Annotated in this window: 15 protein-coding genes; 3 read left to right on the top strand and 12 right to left on the bottom strand. The window is 72.0% G+C overall.

The window, feature by feature from the left end:
* Positions 1-90 precede the first annotated feature (90 nt).
* From J8M51_RS36120 to bldG, 3 genes are all read right to left on the bottom strand, one after another.
* The gene (locus tag J8M51_RS36120) at positions 91-2,496 is read right to left on the bottom strand and encodes a sodium-translocating pyrophosphatase (RefSeq protein WP_086764140.1); all 2,406 of its coding nucleotides are present in this window, start codon (positions 2,494-2,496) and stop codon (positions 91-93) included.
* A gap of 356 nt (positions 2,497-2,852) precedes the next feature.
* The gene (locus J8M51_RS36115) at positions 2,853-3,284 is read right to left on the bottom strand and encodes an ATP-binding protein (RefSeq protein ID WP_086764138.1); all 432 of its coding nucleotides are present in this window, start codon (positions 3,282-3,284) and stop codon (positions 2,853-2,855) included.
* Between the two features lie 108 nt (positions 3,285-3,392).
* Complete coding sequence (bldG, locus tag J8M51_RS36110; RefSeq protein ID WP_005475923.1) at positions 3,393-3,734, bottom strand: anti-sigma factor antagonist BldG; 342 nt, start codon at positions 3,732-3,734, stop codon at positions 3,393-3,395.
* Positions 3,735-3,817: 83 nt separating this feature from the next.
* On the opposite strand from bldG, the gene J8M51_RS36105 reads away from it, so the two are divergent.
* The gene (locus J8M51_RS36105) at positions 3,818-6,292 is read left to right on the top strand and encodes a DEAD/DEAH box helicase (protein ID WP_179203527.1); all 2,475 of its coding nucleotides are present in this window, start codon (positions 3,818-3,820) and stop codon (positions 6,290-6,292) included.
* Between the two features lie 19 nt (positions 6,293-6,311).
* Here J8M51_RS36105 and J8M51_RS36100 read toward each other — a convergent pair whose 3' ends face one another.
* The 7 genes from J8M51_RS36100 to ssd all read right to left on the bottom strand — a co-directional run bounded on the left by J8M51_RS36100 (position 6,312) and on the right by ssd (position 11,589).
* The gene (locus J8M51_RS36100; protein ID WP_317853002.1) at positions 6,312-6,698 is read right to left on the bottom strand and encodes an Rv3654c family TadE-like protein; all 387 of its coding nucleotides are present in this window, start codon (positions 6,696-6,698) and stop codon (positions 6,312-6,314) included.
* Between the two features lie 89 nt (positions 6,699-6,787).
* A complete protein-coding gene (locus J8M51_RS36095) occupies positions 6,788-7,204 on the bottom strand; it encodes a TadE family type IV pilus minor pilin (RefSeq protein ID WP_267299781.1) in 417 nt (138 codons plus the stop codon).
* Complete coding sequence (locus tag J8M51_RS36090) at positions 7,191-7,442, bottom strand: DUF4244 domain-containing protein (RefSeq protein ID WP_086765043.1); 252 nt, start codon at positions 7,440-7,442, stop codon at positions 7,191-7,193. The genes J8M51_RS36095 and J8M51_RS36090 overlap by 14 nt, the downstream gene beginning before the upstream one ends.
* Positions 7,443-7,548: 106 nt before the next feature.
* Complete coding sequence (locus J8M51_RS36085; RefSeq protein ID WP_267299780.1) at positions 7,549-8,340, bottom strand: type II secretion system F family protein; 792 nt, start codon at positions 8,338-8,340, stop codon at positions 7,549-7,551.
* Positions 8,337-9,194 carry a type II secretion system F family protein gene (locus tag J8M51_RS36080; RefSeq protein ID WP_267299779.1) on the bottom strand — a complete coding sequence of 286 codons (858 nt, stop codon included), beginning with the start codon at positions 9,192-9,194 and terminating at the stop codon, positions 8,337-8,339. Before J8M51_RS36080 ends, J8M51_RS36085 begins: the two co-directional genes overlap by 4 nt.
* Complete coding sequence (locus J8M51_RS36075; protein WP_086764501.1) at positions 9,191-10,414, bottom strand: TadA family conjugal transfer-associated ATPase; 1,224 nt, start codon at positions 10,412-10,414, stop codon at positions 9,191-9,193. Before J8M51_RS36075 ends, J8M51_RS36080 begins: the two co-directional genes overlap by 4 nt.
* A gap of 80 nt (positions 10,415-10,494) precedes the next feature.
* Positions 10,495-11,589, bottom strand: coding sequence for a septum site-determining protein Ssd (ssd, locus tag J8M51_RS36070; RefSeq protein WP_086764498.1), 1,095 nt, complete (start codon positions 11,587-11,589; stop codon positions 10,495-10,497).
* Positions 11,590-12,167: 578 nt separating this feature from the next.
* Here ssd and J8M51_RS36065 point away from each other — a divergent pair.
* Positions 12,168-12,992, top strand: a complete 825-nt coding sequence (locus tag J8M51_RS36065) for an HAD family hydrolase (RefSeq protein WP_086764495.1) — start codon at positions 12,168-12,170, stop codon at positions 12,990-12,992.
* 378 nt (positions 12,993-13,370) lie between these two features.
* Here J8M51_RS36065 and J8M51_RS36060 read toward each other — a convergent pair whose 3' ends face one another.
* On the bottom strand, positions 13,371-14,204 hold the full coding sequence (locus tag J8M51_RS36060) for a Fic family protein (protein WP_267299778.1): 834 nt from the start codon (positions 14,202-14,204) through the stop codon (positions 13,371-13,373).
* A 100-nt stretch (positions 14,205-14,304) separates the two neighbouring features.
* Between J8M51_RS36060 and J8M51_RS36055 the strand changes: the two genes are divergently transcribed.
* The gene (locus tag J8M51_RS36055; RefSeq protein WP_086752055.1) at positions 14,305-15,285 is read left to right on the top strand and encodes an ATP-binding protein; all 981 of its coding nucleotides are present in this window, start codon (positions 14,305-14,307) and stop codon (positions 15,283-15,285) included.
* A 6-nt stretch (positions 15,286-15,291) separates the two neighbouring features.
* Here the strand turns inward: J8M51_RS36055 and J8M51_RS36050 are convergent, their stop codons facing one another.
* The gene (locus J8M51_RS36050; protein ID WP_086752054.1) at positions 15,292-16,596 is read right to left on the bottom strand and encodes a polysaccharide deacetylase family protein; all 1,305 of its coding nucleotides are present in this window, start codon (positions 16,594-16,596) and stop codon (positions 15,292-15,294) included.
* Positions 16,597-16,612 lie beyond the last annotated feature (16 nt).

Genomic DNA, 16,612 nt, shown 5'->3' with positions numbered 1-16,612 from the left:
GCACGGACAAGGGCGGGCGGCCGGCGCGTCAACACGCGCCGCCCGCCCGCCCCTTGAACAGGACCCTCGCAGGCCCGGTCGTAAGACCGTCTACGAAACCACCGCTGGATCCGCCGACTTGGCCACCCGCTCGGAGTTGCCTTCGTCACCCACGGCGATCCCGCGCCGCTTGGACACGTACACCGCCACGACGATCACGGCGATCGAGGCCACCGCGATGGCGACGCGCAGGGCGACGCTCTTGTCCTCGCCGTAGCTGAACTGGACGACCGCGGGCGCGATGAGCAGCGCGACGAGGTTCATCACCTTCAGCAGCGGGTTGATGGCCGGTCCCGCCGTGTCCTTGAACGGGTCGCCGACGGTGTCGCCGATGACGGTCGCGGCATGGGCCTCGCTGCCCTTGCCCCCGTGATGGCCGTCCTCGACGAGCTTCTTCGCGTTGTCCCACGCGCCACCGGAGTTGGCGAGGAACACCGCCATCAGCGTCCCCGTCCCGATCGCGCCGGCGAGATACGCGCCGAGCGCGCCGACCCCGAGCGTGAACCCGATCGCGATGGGCGCCATGACGGCGAGCAGGCCGGGCGTGGCCAGCTCCCGCAGGGCGTCCTTGGTGCAGATGTCGACGACCCGGCCGTACTCCGGCTGTTCGGTGTAGTCCATGATCCCGGGCCGCTCACGGAACTGCCGCCGCACCTCGTAGACCACCGAACCGGCCGACCGCGCGACCGCGTTGATCGCCAGCCCCGAGAAGAGGAAGACGACCGCGGCGCCCGCGACGAGCCCGACCAGGTTGTTGGGCTGCGAGATGTCCATCATCAGGTTCATGGGCGCGCCTTCACCGGAGACCTTCTCCCCGACGTCGTTCGCGGCCGTGAGGATCGCGTCCCGGTACGAGCCGAAGAGCGCGGCGGCGGCGAGGACGGCCGTGGCGATGGCGATGCCCTTGGTGATGGCCTTGGTGGTGTTGCCGACGGCGTCCAGGTCGGTGAGCACCTGCGCGCCGGCGCCCTCGACGTCACCGGACATCTCGGCGATGCCCTGCGCGTTGTCGGAGACCGGCCCGAAGGTGTCCATGGCGACGATGACACCGACCGTGGTGAGCAGACCGGTACCGGCCAGCGCCACCGCGAACAGCGCCAGCATGATCGACGTACCGCCGAGCAGGAACGCCCCGTACACGCCGAGGCCGATCAACAGGGCGGTGTAGACGGCCGATTCGAGACCGATGGAGATACCGGCGAGGACGACGGTGGCCGCGCCGGTCAGCGAACTCTTGCCGATGTCCTTCACGGGACGCCGGGTGGTCTCGGTGAAGTAGCCGGTCAACTGCTGGATCAGCGCCGCGAGCAGGATGCCGATGGCCACCGCGAGGACCGCGAGGACCCGCGGGTCGCCGTCGTGGCCCGCGATCGCCGTGTCCGTGACGCCTTCGAGGTCGGCGTACGAGGACGGCAGGTAGGCGTAGACGGCGATGGCGACGAGCACCAGCGAGATCACCGCGGAGATGAAGAAGCCGCGGTTGATGGCCGACATACCGCTGCGGTCGGTGCGGCGGGGGGCCACCGCGAAGATGCCGATCATCGCGGTGAGCACACCGATCGCGGGCACGATCAGCGGGAACGCGAGCCCGGAGTCGCCGAACGCCGCCTTGCCGAGGATCAGCGCGGCGACGAGCGTCACGGCGTACGACTCGAAGAGGTCGGCCGCCATGCCGGCGCAGTCGCCGACGTTGTCGCCCACGTTGTCGGCGATGGTCGCGGCATTGCGCGGGTCGTCCTCCGGGATGCCCTGCTCGACCTTGCCGACCAGGTCGGCGCCGACGTCGGCGGCCTTGGTGAAGATGCCGCCGCCGACTCGCATGAACATGGCGATGAGCGCGGCCCCGAGGCCGAAGCCCTCCAGCACCTTCGGCGCGTCGGCCGCGTAGACGAGGACCACGCAGGACGCGCCGAGAAGGCCGAGCCCCACCGTGAACATGCCGACGACGCCGCCGGTGCGAAATGCGATCTTCATCGCCTTGTGCGAGACGGCGGTGAGATCCTTTTCCGGCTCGCCTTCCGCCGGTGTCGCTTCCCGGGCCGCCGCGGCGACGCGCACATTGCTGCGCACGGCGAGCCACATACCGATATAGCCGGTGGCCGCCGAGAACGCCGCGCCGATCAAGAAGAACACCGATCGTCCGGCGCGCTGATTCCAGTCGTCGGCGGGAAGCAGCATGAGCAGGAAGAACACGACGACGGCGAATACGCCGAGCGTGCGCAACTGCCGTGCCAGATAGGCGTTGGCGCCTTCCTGGATGGCCGTCGCGATCTTCTTCATGCTGTCGGTGCCCTCGCCCGCCGCGAGCACCTGGCGCACCAGGACCCCGGCGACGGCGAGCGCGGCCAGGGCCACGACGCCGATGAGCATGACGATGATCCGGTTGTCGTCGGTCAGTACCGCGGCTGCGAAGTTCGCGGTGTGGTCAAAACTTTGAGGGGTAGAAAGCCCCGCCATTCGTCCTCCTTGACGCTTGGGCTGAGCTCAAGATGTGGACGGATTGTAGGGAGGTGCACCTGATCAAAACAGTGCGCGGGAAACGGAATTGGCCTTCACATGCTCTTCAGCAAATGATCCGCGCCCGTCCACGCTACTCGAAAGAAGTAACGCCTCAAAGGCATTGACACTTGATCAATTATCACGTGAATGATCGTGAATTCCTTCACGAATTCCGGTGTTCCGATGAACGGTGATCGGAATAGCTGCCGAGAAAACACGAAGGGCCCTGCTCAGCAGGGCCCTCGCGGTACTACGTGGAGCGGTACTACATGAAGTTGAGAAGATCGGGACGGAGACGATCAGGACGGAGACGATCAGGGCAGGACCGCGACCGACGGTGTCGTCGGCCAGGTCATACGGATCAGTCCGCCGTTCTCCCCGGCCGAGACCTCGACGTCGTCGACGAGGCCGCTGATGACCGCGAGGCCCATGTCGTCCTCCTCGATCTCGGCGTCCGCGCCACCGGCACCCGACGACCCGTCACCGGGCACGGCGTGCGGCGCCTCGTCACCGACCTCGATGGAGAACTGCTTCTCCTCCTCGATCAGCGACACCCGCACCGGTGCCGAGATGCCGCTGCTCTGATGCAGTCCGACGGCACGGGTGCACGCCTCGCCGACGGCCAACCTGACCTCGTCGAGGACGGCCTCGTCCACTCCGGCCCTGCGCGCCACCGCTGCCGCCACCAGTCGGGCGGTCCTGACGTGCTCGGGCAGCGCGCTGAAGCGGAGTTCAACGGTGGCCATGCATCCCCCTCGGAACTACGGGCGTGCTGTCGAAGGGCCGGGCCGTCGGGCCCGGTCCCCCCTCACTTGTCTCTTGCCGTTCCGGGCGCCGGGCCCGGGCGGGCACGATCAGTCGGTGGCAGCCACCGCTTCGTCGACCGAGGTGTGAATCGGGAACACCTTGGTCAGACCGGTGATGCGGAAGATCTTCAAAATCCGCTCCTGGTTGCACACCAGACGCAGCGAGCCCTCATGGGCCCGTACGCGCTTCAGTCCGCCCACCAACACGCCGAGCCCGGTGGAGTCGAGGAAGTCGACGCCCTCCATGTCGACGACGAGGTGGAAACTCCCGTCGTTGACCAGCTCGACCAGCTGCTCACGCAGCTTGGGCGCGGTATAAACGTCGATTTCGCCACCGACCTCGACGACCGTACGATCGCCGACGGTACGGGTCGACAGGGACAGGTCCACGGATCCTCCAGCACCTTGCTATCGAGCGTTCGCCCCTCGGGACACCTCGGCTTGAAAGCCCCCGGGACGGTTCGCCAGCCGCGATGGCATTCAATCACTTACCGGCAGGCGTGCACGACGCCTTGGCTCCATTGTCCGTCACGCCGGTGACACACTCGATGCCGATGGCCAAGAATCACCGATCCGATCGATCCCCGACGGACACCGCCTCCAGCCCCTCGCCGGGCACGGTCCTGGACCGGCTCGCCTCGGGCCCGAGCCGGGCTTCGCGCATCACTCATACGGAGCATGTGCCCCCGCGCGCGGGTCGCCATGCCGTCTGGCCCGACCGGATCCGACCGGAAGTGGTCGCCGCCGTGCAGCACGCGGGAATCGAACATCCCTGGGCCCACCAGGCACGCGTCGCCGAGCACGCGCTGGACGGCGAGTCGGTCGTCGTCGCCACCGGCACCGCCTCCGGCAAGTCGCTGGCCTACCTCGTCCCGGTCCTCTCCCGCCTCCTGGACGGCTCCGAGGCCCCCAACGGCCGTGGCGCGACCACCCTCTACCTGGCCCCCACCAAGGCCCTCGCGGCAGACCAGCGCCGCTCCGTGAAAGAACTTTCACAACCTCTGGGAAACGCCGTACGCCCGGCCGTGTACGACGGCGACACCCCCGTCGAGGAACGCGAGTGGATCCGCCAGTACGCCAACTACGTCCTCACCAACCCCGACATGCTCCACCTCGGGATCCTGCCCTCCCACCCCCGCTGGTCCTCCTTCCTGCGCGCCCTCAAGTACGTCGTCATCGACGAGTGCCACACCTACCGCGGCGTCTTCGGCTCCCACGTCGCCCAGGTACTGCGCCGTCTGCGCCGCCTCTGCGCCCGCTACGGCGCCGAACCCGTCTTCCTCCTCGCCTCCGCCACCGCCGCCGAGCCCTCGGTCGCCGCCCGCCGCCTCACCGGCGTCCCGGTCACCGAGGTCGCGGACGACGCCTCACCCCGTGGTGAACTGGTGTTCGCCCTCTGGGAGCCCCCGCTCACCGAACTGCACGGCGAGAAGGGCGCCCCCGTACGGCGTACGGCCACCGCCGAGACCGCCGACCTGCTCACCGACCTGACCGTCCAGGGCGTCCGCTCGGTCGCCTTCGTCCGCTCCCGGCGCGGCGCCGAACTGATCTCCGTGATCGCCCAGGAGCGCCTGGCGGAGGTCGACCGCTCCCTCGCCCGCCGCGTCGCCGCCTACCGCGGCGGCTACCTCCCCGAGGAACGCCGCGCCCTCGAACGCGCCCTCCACTCCGGCGAACTCCTCGGCCTCGCCGCCACCACCGCCCTCGAACTCGGCATCGACATCTCCGGCCTGGACGCCGTCCTCATCGCCGGCTACCCGGGCACCCGCGCCTCCCTCTGGCAACAGGCCGGCCGCGCCGGACGCGCCGGCCAGGGCGCCCTCGCCGTCCTCGTCGCCCGCGACGACCCGCTGGACACCTTCCTGGTCCACCACCCGGAGGCCTTGTTCGACCAACCGGTGGAATCGACCGTCCTCGATCCCGACAACCCGTACGTCCTCGCCCCCCATCTCTGTGCCGCCGCCGCGGAACACCCCCTGACGGACGAGGACCTCGCCCTCTTCGGCCCCGCCTGCGAGGACCTGCTGCCCCAGCTGGAGGCCGCGAAGCTGCTCCGCCGCCGAGCCAAGGCCTGGCACTGGACCCGCCGCGAACGGGCCGCCGACCTCGCCGACATCCGGGGCCAGGGCGGACGCCCCGTCCAGGTCGTCGAGACCGGCACGGGCCGCCTCCTCGGCACGGTCGACGCCGGCGCCGCCCACACCACCGTCCACGAGGGCGCGGTCCACCTGCACCAGGGCCGCACCTACCTGGTGCGCGACCTGGACCTGGACGACTCGGTGGCCCTCGTCGAACAGGCCGACCCGCCCTACTCGACGGTCGCCCGCGACACCACCGCCATCTCCGTCCTGGAGACCGACACCGAAGTCCCCTGGGGCGACGGCCGCTTGTGCTACGGCTCCGTCGAAGTCACCAACCAGGTCGTCTCCTTCCTCCGCCGCCGCCTCATCACCGGCGAGGTGCTCGGCGAGTCCAAACTCGATCTCCCCCCTCGTACCCTGCGCACCCGCGCCGTCTGGTGGACCGTCACCGAGGACCAGTTGGACGCGGCCCGGATCAACCCCGAGATCCTCGGCGGCGCCCTGCACGCCGCCGAACACGCCTCGATCGGCATGCTGCCCCTCTTCGCGACCTGCGACCGCTGGGACATCGGCGGCGTCTCGGTCCCGCTCCACCCGGACACCCTGCTCCCGACGGTCTTCGTCTACGACGGCCACCCCGGCGGCGCGGGCTTCGCCGAGCGCGCCTTCCACACGGCCCGCGCCTGGCTCACCGCCACCCGCCAGGCCATCTCCTCCTGCGAGTGCGACGCCGGCTGCCCGTCCTGCATCCAGTCCCCCAAGTGCGGCAACGGCAACGATCCGTTGCACAAGCGCGGCGCCGTACGCCTGCTGACCGAACTCCTCCGCTCAGCACCGGACGCTCCGCCGGAGGGCCAGGTTCCTTGAGGCCCGAAGGACTCGCCCCTCACTCCGGTGCCGGGACAACCGGTCCCGGTGGTCCGGCCCGTGCCCTCACCTCGACGGTCAGCGGGCCCGCCCCCGAGGCCGCCGTGAGGTCCGAGATCTCCCCCTCGACCGCACAGCGCACGACCCGACCGCCCTGGGCCCTCGCCACCCGTTCCGCCGTCGCACAGGCGCCCTCGCTGCCCTTCGTCCAGTGGTCGGCGGCAGCGAGAGCCGCGAGATCGGCCGCGGCAGCCGCCTGATGCCGGATCACCAGCGCCTGCCCCAGAGCGAGTACCGCACCGAACACGGCACACAGCACCGCCATCGCCCCTACGGCCCAGACGGTCGCCGACCCCCTGTCCGAACGGATGGAACGGTCGGAACGGTCGGAGCGGACGGAACGCACCCATTGCACCCATCGGACCCGTCTGGCCCACCTGGCCCACCTGACCGACCGGGGTGTACGCGCCCACAGGCGGACCCCCAGCAACCCGCTCACCCGGCCCTCACCCCCTCCCCCGCGGCCATCCCGACCGCACCCACCGTCTCCTCCGCCAGCGCCACAGCCGTATGGCTGAGGTCGAGCCCCAGCCCCCTCGGCCCCGGCGCCCGGGCCGAGACCACGACCCGTACGAGGTCGCCCTCCCGGCCCACGCTCACCTCGGCCCCGTCCGGCGCCGCCTCCCGGGCCACCGCCACGACCTCGGCCGACGGGTCCTGCCGGGCTGCCGCCCGGGCCCCGGCCCGGGCGGCGTCCACGACCTGGATCTGCGCACAGGCGGCAAGCAGACCCCACACCAGCGCCGTGGCGAGCAGAACCAGCACGGGCAGGGCTATGGCCGCCTCGGCTGTCACGAACCCCTGGTCGCCTCTCAGCGCCCTACGGCACCGACCCGGCTCACGCCCCGCCATTGAGGGCCCGCCCGACGATCTGCTGCAGCTCCGCCTGGACCTGCCCGCTGGTCACGACCTTGTAGAGCACCGCAGCGAAGGCCACCGCCGCGATGATCCCCACCGCGTACTCGGAGGTCACCATCCCCGCGTCCCTCCGCGCCGCCCGCACCCGGCACAGCACGGCACGCACCACCCGATCCCGGACCACGTCCCGCACGGTCTTCACCGCTGTCACTACCGTCACTGCCTTGGACATCTCAACCCCCGTGAGTTTCTGACCGGTTGCCGGTCACCGACTGCTCTTGGCCACTGCTGACTACTGATCACTGGTCTCTGGTCACCGCCGCCTCATCTCCGCCCCCTCATCTGCCACCCCCTCCCAACAACCCGTCCGCCAGCCCGATCACCACCGGCAGCACGCCCACCGCGATGAAGGCGGGCAGGAAACACAGCCCCACCGGTGCGGTGACCATCACGGCGGCCCGGCGCGCTCGCTCCGTCGCCGAGCGGCCCCACTCGGCGCGGGCCTCGGCCGCGAGGCGGGCGACGGGGGAGGCGGCGGGCACCCCTGACTCGTCGGCCCGTTCCAGAAGCCGTGCCAGGGGCCGGGCGCCGGGGAGGGCCGCCAACGAGCGCCACGCCTCGGCCGGTTCGCCACCGAGCCGTGCCTGTGCCGCCCCTCTGGCGAGCCGCTCGCCCACCGGGCCTCCCAGGGCCTCTCCGACGGCCTGGGCGGCCGTCACAGGGCTCGCCCCGGCGGTGATGCAGGCGGCCAGCAGATCGGCGGCGAGAGGCAGCTGACGGGCGGCCGCCGCGGCGTCGTACGCCTCCACGGGATCTCCGCCCGCGCGCCGTGCCCGCCGCAGCCACAGCCAGGCCCCGACCCCGGCCGCCGAACCCATCAGCAGTCCCGACGGACCGCCGACCAGCACCCACCCGGCACAGACCGCCCCGGCGACCGGCAGCCATCGCCGAACGGCACCCTGTGGCACGAGGTTGCGCCGGGGCGGCTCCGCCGCGAGGGCGAGCACGGCGGCCAGCCGGGCGCGGAGCCGGCGCTCGCGCCGGGCGGTGACGAACGACCGGGCCGACCACCACAGGGCCGCGAGCACACACACCACCGCCCCCAGCCTGTGGACGACCTCGCCGCTCACGCCGCCTCAGCTCCCCGTACGATCCGCAGCGCCCACCACAGCCCCGCGCCCTCCAGCACCCCGCCGACGAGCAGACAGCCCATCCCCGCCGTGCTGTGCAGCACCACGTGCAGGGGGTCGGCGCCGAGCGCGGAGCCCAGCAGGAGCCCCAGGACCGGGAGCCCGGCGAGCATCACCGCCGTCGACCGGGCGCCGGCCAACTGGGCGCGCAGGTCGGCCCGCTGGTCCCGCTCGGCGCGCAGCGCGCCCTCCAGCCGCTCGAGCCCGGCGGCGAGGCCCGCGCCCCGGTCGACCGCCACCCGCCAGCACGCGGCGAGCCCCAGCAACCCCTCGGCACCCGGTCGCCGTGACGCGTCCGCCAGCGCACCCGGCACGTCCCCGCCGAACCGCGCCGCGGCCAGTACCACCGCCTCGGCCTCCCCGAGCCCTCCGGAGTCCCGCACGGCCCGGGACAGCGCCTCGCCCGGCTGCCGCCCGGCCCGTACCTCCCCGGCGAGCGCCGAGCACAGCGCGACCACGGCACCGCCCCGCCGCTCCCGGACCCGGCGCTCCTCCGCGGCCCTCCGCACCCGCCCCAGCAACGGCACCGCGACCGCCCCCGCGAGCACCGGCAGCACCGAGGCCCCCAGCACGCCGATCACCACCCCGGCCACCGCCGCCCACCACTCGGCCCCCAGCGCCCGCACCCGGCCGGCCATCCGCTCCCGGAGCGGTGGCCCCTGCGTCCCGTCCCCGGGCAGCAAGGACCGCGCCCGCCGCAACCCGGCGCCCCGCCCCTCGTCCGACATCCAGGCCGCCGCCCCGGCGCACATCACCGCCACCACCCCCGAGACCTCCCCGACCCCCGTCGTCACCGCTCACTCCCTTCCGGCGAGCCGTCGGCCCGCACACGCGCCCCGTCCGTGAACCCGTCGCCCCGGCCGTGCGACCCGCCCCGCAGCAGCCCCCGCAACCGCTCCCACCCCCGCTCGTACACGAACGCCTCCTCGCCCCAGCGGAGCGCGGGCACGGTCACCACCAGCCCCGAGGCGTCCCGCTCCAGCACATGCGCCTCGGCGATCCGGCGCCGCCCGTCCCGGTCCCGTACGAGGTGCAGGACCACGGACAAGGCGGCCGCCACCTGGCTGTGCAGCGCGGCCCGGTCGAGCCCGGCGGCCGTCCCGAGGGCCTCCAGCCGGGCCGGCACCTGTCCCGCGGCGTTGGCGTGCAAAGTCCCGCAGCCGCCCTCGTGGCCGGTGTTGAGCGCGGCCAGCAGCGAGACGACCTCGCTTCCGCGCACCTCGCCGACCACGAGCCGGTCCGGGCGCATCCGCAGCGCCTGCCGTACGAGGTCCTGCAGCTCGACGAGGCCGACGCCCTCCTGGTTGGCCGGTCTGCCCTCCAGCCGCACCACATGCGGATGGTCGGGCCGCAGCTCCGCCGAGTCCTCGGCCAGCACGATCCGCTCGCCGGGGTCGACCAGGCCGAGCAGCGCGCTCAGGAGCGTGGTCTTGCCGGTCCCGGTCCCGCCGCTGATGACGTACGACAGCCGGGAGCGGATCAGCGCCCGCAGGACGCGGTCGCCGCCGGGCGGAACCGTGCCCGCCGCCACCAGTTCGGCGAGGGTGAAAGCGCGGGGCCGTACGACCCGCAGGGACAGGCAGGTGGAGCCGACGGCCACCGGTGGGAGCACCGCGTGGAGCCGGGTGCCGTCCGGAAGCCGGGCGTCCACCCAGGGCCGGGCGTCGTCCAGCCGGCGTCCGGCGACGGCCGCCAGGCGCTGTGCGAGGCGTCGTACGGCCGCCGCGTCCGGGAAGGCGATCCCGGTCAGTTCGAGGCCGCCGCCCCGGTCCACCCACACCCGGTCGGGCGCCGACACCAGCACATCGGTGACCGACGGGTCGGCGAGGAGCGGCTCCAACGGTCCGCTCCCCACCAGCTCCGACCGCAACCGCTCGGCCGCCCCGAGCACCTCGGCGTCCCCGAGCACCCTCCCCCGCTCCCGCAGCGCCTGCGCCACCCGCGCGGGCGTCGGCTCGGCCCCGCTCTCGACGAGCCACTGCCGGACGCCGTCCAGCAGCCCGTCGTCGGACATCTCCTTCACCGGACGCCATCCCCCGATCGAGGCACCGCCCGCGGGTTCCCCGCCCGCAGGCCGGTCCTCCCGCACGCGCTTCACGCCGCCTCACCCCTGACCGCCACCCGCTCCCAGAAGCCCTCGCAGAACCGCGCGAGCGGCCCGCGGGGAACGCCTCCCGGTGGTTTTCCGCCGTCCGGCAGGCCGGTCTCGGTGGGCACTTCGCCCGCGAGCGGCAGCTTCAGCAGGCGGGCCACTTCGTGGTCGTCGAGGCCGGGGGCGTACGGTCCGCGGACCGCGACGCGGAGGTCCCGCAGGACCATGCCGTAGGCGGAGGCGACCCGTGAGGCGGCGGCGACGGCGCGCAGCTCCGCGGGCACGACCAGGAGTCCGAGGTCGAGCTGGGCGAGGGCCTCGGCGACGCCTTCGTCGATGCGGCGCGGCAGGTCGACGACGACCGCGCCGCCGCGCCGCCGGCCCGCCGCGAGGACCGCCCGCACGGCCTGGGGCGGGACGGCGACGGCGTCGCCGCGGTCCCAGCTGAGGACGCGCAGCGAGTGCACTTCGGGCAGGGACTCCTCCAGGGCTCCGCCGCCGACCCGGCCGCGTGAGGCGGCGAAGGCCGGCCAGCGCAGTCCGTCGGCGCTCTCGCCGCCGAGGAGGACGTCCAGGCCGCCGCCCAGCGGGTCGGCGTCCACGAGGAGGGTGCGCGTGCCCTGCCGCGCGGAGGTGACGGCGAGCGCGCAGGCCAGGGTGGACGCCCCGGCCCCGCCCCGGCCGCCGATCACGCCGACGGTGAGCGCGGGCCTGCCGACGCCCTCCGCCACGTCGGCGATGCGGTCGACGAGCCACTGTTCGCCGTCCGGCAGCATCAGGACGTGATCGGCGCCGATCTCCACGGCCCGCTGCCAGACCCCGGAGTCGTCCTGGTCCCTGCCGACGAGCACCACTCCTCGTCTGCGCGCGGCCCCGCGCAACCGCCGCGCGGCATCGTCCCCGACGAGCACGAGCGGTGCCGCCTCCCACCGGCCCCGGCCCTGAGGCAGTCCGTGGTGGACCTCCGGCCGGGCCCCCGCCGCCGCGCACAGGCGCAGCAGGTCGTCCAGCAGCTCCACGTCCTCGGTGACGATCAGCGGCCTGCCCTGCCGCCCTTCGGCGGCGGACCGCCGGTCATGGGTGATGGCTCCCGCCACGATCCCCAGCCCCCTTCGCTCATGTCCACGCGGCGCCGTGTGTTCCGGGCGCCCGTGTTCAAGTCCTGTGTGAAGAACCGGTGATCGGCCGCCATTGGGGCGGCCGACGGAAACCGGCCGTACGCATCCGGGAAACGGAACCGGCCATGAACTCGCCGCCGTCGGGACGCGCTGGAATCACGGTGCAGCGAAGCCGGAAATCGTGTGGATCTTGGTCGATAACTGTGGACAACTCGGCGCTTGTGAATATCGCCGTCACCCGAACAGGCGACTCCGGAACGGCTGCCACAGCGCATCCCGACGACTACGTATGGTGACGAATCCTGGGTGGGGGCAGAGGAAAGCCCGCAGGGGCACGAAGGCGCCCGGCGGGCCGGCAGGAGGTGGGGAAAACGCACCCGGACATGCGACGACCCCCACCGGGGGGGAGAGTGGGGGTCGTCTTCACGGCCGACTCGGGGGGGGAGGAGCCGGGCCGCGTTAGCACGGTCGCGAACGATCCGTGACTTCCATGGTGTACCCGAGAGGCCTCTCAGGCAAACCCACGCGCCCCACACTAGCCCGAATGGCGGGCGCATATGCTCGGCCTCGTGGAAAACCACTCCTTGCCCCGCACAGCGGCCTTCTTTGACCTGGACAAGACGGTCATTGCGAAGTCGAGCACGCTCACGTTCAGCAAGTCGTTCTACCAAGGCGGCCTGATCAACCGCAGGGACGCCCTGCGGACGGCGTACACCCAGTTCGTGTTCCTCGCGGGCGGCGCCGACCACGACCAGATGGAGCGGATGCGGAAGTATCTGTCCGCGCTGTGCCGGGGCTGGAACGTCCAGCAGGTGAAGGACATCGTCGCCGAGACCCTGCACGACCTGATCGACCCGATCATCTACGACGAGGCCGCCTCCCTCATCGAGGAGCACCACGTCGCCGGACGGGACGTCGTCATCGTCTCCACGTCCGGCGCCGAGGTGGTCGAGCCGATCGGCGAACTCCTCGGCGCGGACCGGGTGGTGGCGACCCGGATGGTCGTCGGCGACGACGGCTGCTTCACCGGCGAGGTGGAGTACTACGCCTACGGTCCGACCAAGGCGGAGGCGATCCGGGAGCTGGCCGAGTCCGAGGAGTACGACCTCGCGCACTGCTACGCGTACAGCGACTCGGCGACCGATCTGCCGATGCTGGAGGCCGTGGGGCATCCGCACGCGGTGAATCCGGACCGGACGCTGCGCAAGGAGGCCCTCGCGCGCGGGTGGCCCATTCTCGACTTCCACCGCCCGGTACGTCTCAAGCAGCGCCTGGCGGTACGGCCGCGGCCCGCGCTGCTCGCGGCCGCCGCCATAGGCGCCGCGGCGGCCACCGCGGGCCTCGTCTGGTACGCGAGCCGGCGGCGGGTGGCGACCGCCTGAGCCGGGGTCTCGCACAGCGGCGGCCGAATGACCCTCTTTGAACCTAAAAGTAAAGAAGCACAGCGAGGGGTTCCGCTTACCCCGGTCCTGGAGTAGAAAGGATTCAAGGCCCGCGAGACCAAAGGACATCCGAGAGGATCACCTTTAATACTCATTTTGGCCCCACGGACCTAGCATGAACACCGGGCACCCACGCGACGTCGACCCGTCGATTACGGGCCAGCCGCACCAGGTCACGGGCCATAGTTCCCGGCCTGATGGGCATATTTCGAGGACGCTTGGTAACCGGGTGGACATGCCAGCGGCGGTACGAATTCTCGTACCGCCGCAACCCTTTTCCGGGGTTCCCCGTCGCCCGCCTCGGCGGCTTCCCGGGCGTTACGCCGCCCCGCGCTGCAGCGCCTCGCACACAGCCGTCGACTCGCGCGCGCCCAGCTCGATCGCCCTGCCGCAGTGGGCGATCCAGGAGGCCATCCCCTCCGGGGTGCCGGAGACATAGCCGTCGAGGGCGGCCAGGTAGGCGGCGCGGCCCAGTTCCGCGTGACCGACCTCCGCCGGGCAGACCGACTTGGGGTCGAGGCCGCTGCCGATCAGGACGATCCGCTCGGCCGCGCGCGCGACGAGGCCGTTGTGGAAACCGAAGGGCCGCAGGGCGAGCAGTTCGCCGTGGACGACGGCGGCGGTCACCAGGGCGGGGGCCGAACTGCCCTTGATGATCAGCTCGGAGAGGCCGTCGAGACGGCCCGCGACCTCGGCGGCGCCGGGCAGCGGCAGCTCGACGAGCGGCTCGTCGACGGGCTCGCCGTCCTGTCGCGGACGTCCCACGCGCGCGTCGTCGCTGCCGGCCGCCACCAGATGCAGCCGGGCCAGCACCCGCAGGGGCGACTGCCGCCAGATCGACAGCAACTGGCCGGCCTCGGCGGTCAGCCGCAGCGCGGCCCCCATGGCACGGGCCTCGTCGTCGCCGTCCTGGCCGCTGAAGTCGCTGCGGCGGCGCACCTCTTCGAGGGCCCAGTCGGCGCCGGAGAGCGCCGCCGAGCCGCGCGCGCCGCGCAGGGCCGCCTCGGAGGTGACCGCGTTGCTGCGGCGTCGCATGACGCGGTGGCCGTAGACCCGGTCCACGGACCTGCGCACCGACTCCACGGAGCCGGCCACGCCGGGAAGCTCTCCCAGGGCCGCGAGCGGATCGGCGGCCGCACCTGTCGTACTCATGAGTACGACCCTACGCGCACCGGCCCCGTCCCCCTCGAAGGAGTGGTCTTCCGCCACCGCGTGGACACCCTTGGCACTCACCCCACTACCGTTAGTGAACATGAAAATTGCTTTCGTCGGGAAGGGCGGGAGTGGCAAGACCACGCTGTCCTCGCTGTTCGTCCGCCATCTCGCCGCCTCAGGGGCGCCGGTCGTCGCCATCGACGCCGACATCAACCAGCACTTGGGCGCCGCTCTCGGCCTCGACGAGACGGAGGCCGCCGAACTGCCCGCGATGGGCGACCGGCTGGCGCTGATCAAGAACCATCTGCGCGGCTCCAATCCGCGGATCACCTCCGCCGAGACGATGATCAAGACCACCCCGCCCGGCGACGGCTCACGCCTGGTGCGGGTCCGCGAGCCCAACGCGATCTACGACGCCTGCGCCCGCCCGGTGGAACTCGACGGCGGGGCCGTCCGTTTGATGGTCACCGGCCCCTTCACCGACGCCGACCTCGGGGTCGCCTGCTACCACTCCAAGACGGGCGCGGTGGAGCTGTATCTGAACCACCTGGTGGACGGCCGCGACGAGTACGTGGTGGTCGACATGACGGCCGGTTCGGACTCCTTCGCCTCCGGCATGTTCACCCGCTTCGACATGACGTTCCTCGTCGCCGAGCCGACCCGGAGGGGGGTCTCCGTCTACCGCCAGTACAAGGAGTACGCCGCCGACTACGGCGTCGCCCTGAGGGTCGTCGGCAACAAGGTGCACGGTCAGGAGGATCTCGACTTCCTCCACGCCGAGGTCGGGGACGACCTGCTGGTCGCCTTCGGGCACTCGGACTGGGTGCGCGCCCTGGAGAAGGGCCGCCCGCCGCGCTTCGAGCACCTGGAGGAGGCCAACCACCGGTCCCTGCGCGCCCTGCACGACGCCGCGGACGCCATGTACGAGCTGCGGGACTGGGAGCGCTACACCCGTCAGACGGAGCACTTCCACCTGAAGAACGCGACCAGTTGGGGCAACGAACGGACCGGGGCCGACCTGGCCGCCCAGATCGACCCCGGGTTCGTGCTCGGCGAAGAGGTCGCCGCCGCCGTGTGAGTGCGGCTACGGCTTGGCCGCCGGAGCTCCGGGAACCCCCTTCGGGGCCGGTGCCGGTCCGGCGGACAGGAAGTTCTTCCACCCCTTCTTCGGCGCCTGACCGACTCCGAGGGTGCGCAGCCTGTCCAGGACCTTCGGGTCCTGGGCGTCGAGCCAGTCGGCGAGTTGCCGGAAGGAGACGCAGCGCACCTCGGCCTTGCCGCAGACCGCCTCGATGGTCTCCTCGACGGCACGCATGTAGACGCCGCCGTTCCAGGACTCGAAGTGGTTGCCGATGATCAGGGGCGCGCGGTTGCCCTCGTAGGCGCGCTCGAAGCCGGCGAGCAGGCCGTCACGGAACTGGTCGCCCCAGTGCTCCCGTCTGCCCTCCGCCCCCGCGCGGGCTCCGGACTGGTTCACATAGAAGTTGTAGTCCATGGTCAGCGTCTCGAAGTCCCGTCCGGGGACGGGGACGAGCTGCATCGACAGGTCCCACAGTCCGTCGTCCTTCTCGGGCCAGACCTGGTCCCTGACGCCGCTGGTGTCGTAGCGGAAGCCCAGTTCGCGGGCGGCCCGCATGAAGTTCTTCTGGCCTTCCAGGCAGGGCGTCCGGGCGCCGATCAGCTCCTTGTCGTAGTCGAAGGGCAGCGGCTCGGCCCGTCCCGAGCCCGTGTTGGTCTTCCACGCCTTCACGAACGACTTGGCCTGGGAGATCTCGCTCTTCCACTCCTCGACCGACCACTCGCCGACGCCGCCGGGGCCGCAGAAGTGGCCGTTGAAGTGCGTGCCGATCTCGTCGCCCTCCAGCCACGCGCCGCGCAGCTGGTCCACGGTGTCCTTGATTCCGCGGACGTCGTTGAAGCCGATGTCCGAACGGCCCGGTGAGTGCTGGGGCGGGCGGTAGAGGTCCCGCTTCTCCTCCGGCAGCATGTACACACCGCTGAGGAAGTACGTCATGGTCGCGTCGTTGTCCCGGGCCACCTTGCGGAAGTGCGAGAAGAGCCGCTGGCTGTCCTCGCCCGCGCCGTCCCAGGAGAACACCACGAACTGCGGGGGCTTCTGACCGGGCTTCAGCCGCTCGGGCCGGGGCAGGTGCGGCTGCGCACCGGTGTACGCGGTGGAGCCGTCACCGATCAGCCGGACCGCGGCCTTCGGCGGCGCCGGGACACCCTCCTTCGTGGCCGACAGGCCCTGCCCGCCCTCCTTCTCGGCCTTCTTCGCGCCGGGCGGGCCGACGGTGCCCGTCGGTTCACCGATCCCGCATCCGGCGAGGGCCGCGGCACATGTCGCGGCGAGCGTGACACCGACGGCGATCCTCTGGGTGACGGCCATCTTCCGCCCACCTTCT

Source organism: Streptomyces griseiscabiei (assembly GCF_020010925.1).
Lineage (GTDB): Bacteria > Actinomycetota > Actinomycetes > Streptomycetales > Streptomycetaceae > Streptomyces > Streptomyces griseiscabiei.
Note: the sequence above shows the minus strand (reverse complement) of the source record. Positions and strands in the feature narration are given on the sequence as shown.

What these genes read in the sequence shown, in the direction of transcription:
- J8M51_RS36120 (WP_086764140.1), bottom strand. Translation starts at nt 2,496, where the DNA reads ATGGCGGGGCTTTCTACCCCTCAAAGTTTTGACCACACCGCGAACTTC.
- J8M51_RS36115 (WP_086764138.1), bottom strand. Translation starts at nt 3,284, where the DNA reads ATGGCCACCGTTGAACTCCGCTTCAGCGCGCTGCCCGAGCACGTCAGG.
- J8M51_RS36105 (WP_179203527.1), top strand. Translation starts at nt 3,818, where the DNA reads ATGGCATTCAATCACTTACCGGCAGGCGTGCACGACGCCTTGGCTCCA.
- J8M51_RS36095 (WP_267299781.1), bottom strand. Translation starts at nt 7,204, where the DNA reads ATGGCGGGGCGTGAGCCGGGTCGGTGCCGTAGGGCGCTGAGAGGCGAC.
- J8M51_RS36090 (WP_086765043.1), bottom strand. Translation starts at nt 7,442, where the DNA reads ATGTCCAAGGCAGTGACGGTAGTGACAGCGGTGAAGACCGTGCGGGAC.
- J8M51_RS36075 (WP_086764501.1), bottom strand. Translation starts at nt 10,414, where the DNA reads ATGTCCGACGACGGGCTGCTGGACGGCGTCCGGCAGTGGCTCGTCGAG.
- J8M51_RS36065 (WP_086764495.1), top strand. Translation starts at nt 12,168, where the DNA reads ATGCTCGGCCTCGTGGAAAACCACTCCTTGCCCCGCACAGCGGCCTTC.
- J8M51_RS36060 (WP_267299778.1), bottom strand. Translation starts at nt 14,204, where the DNA reads ATGAGTACGACAGGTGCGGCCGCCGATCCGCTCGCGGCCCTGGGAGAG.
- J8M51_RS36055 (WP_086752055.1), top strand. Translation starts at nt 14,305, where the DNA reads ATGAAAATTGCTTTCGTCGGGAAGGGCGGGAGTGGCAAGACCACGCTG.
- J8M51_RS36050 (WP_086752054.1), bottom strand. Translation starts at nt 16,596, where the DNA reads ATGGCCGTCACCCAGAGGATCGCCGTCGGTGTCACGCTCGCCGCGACA.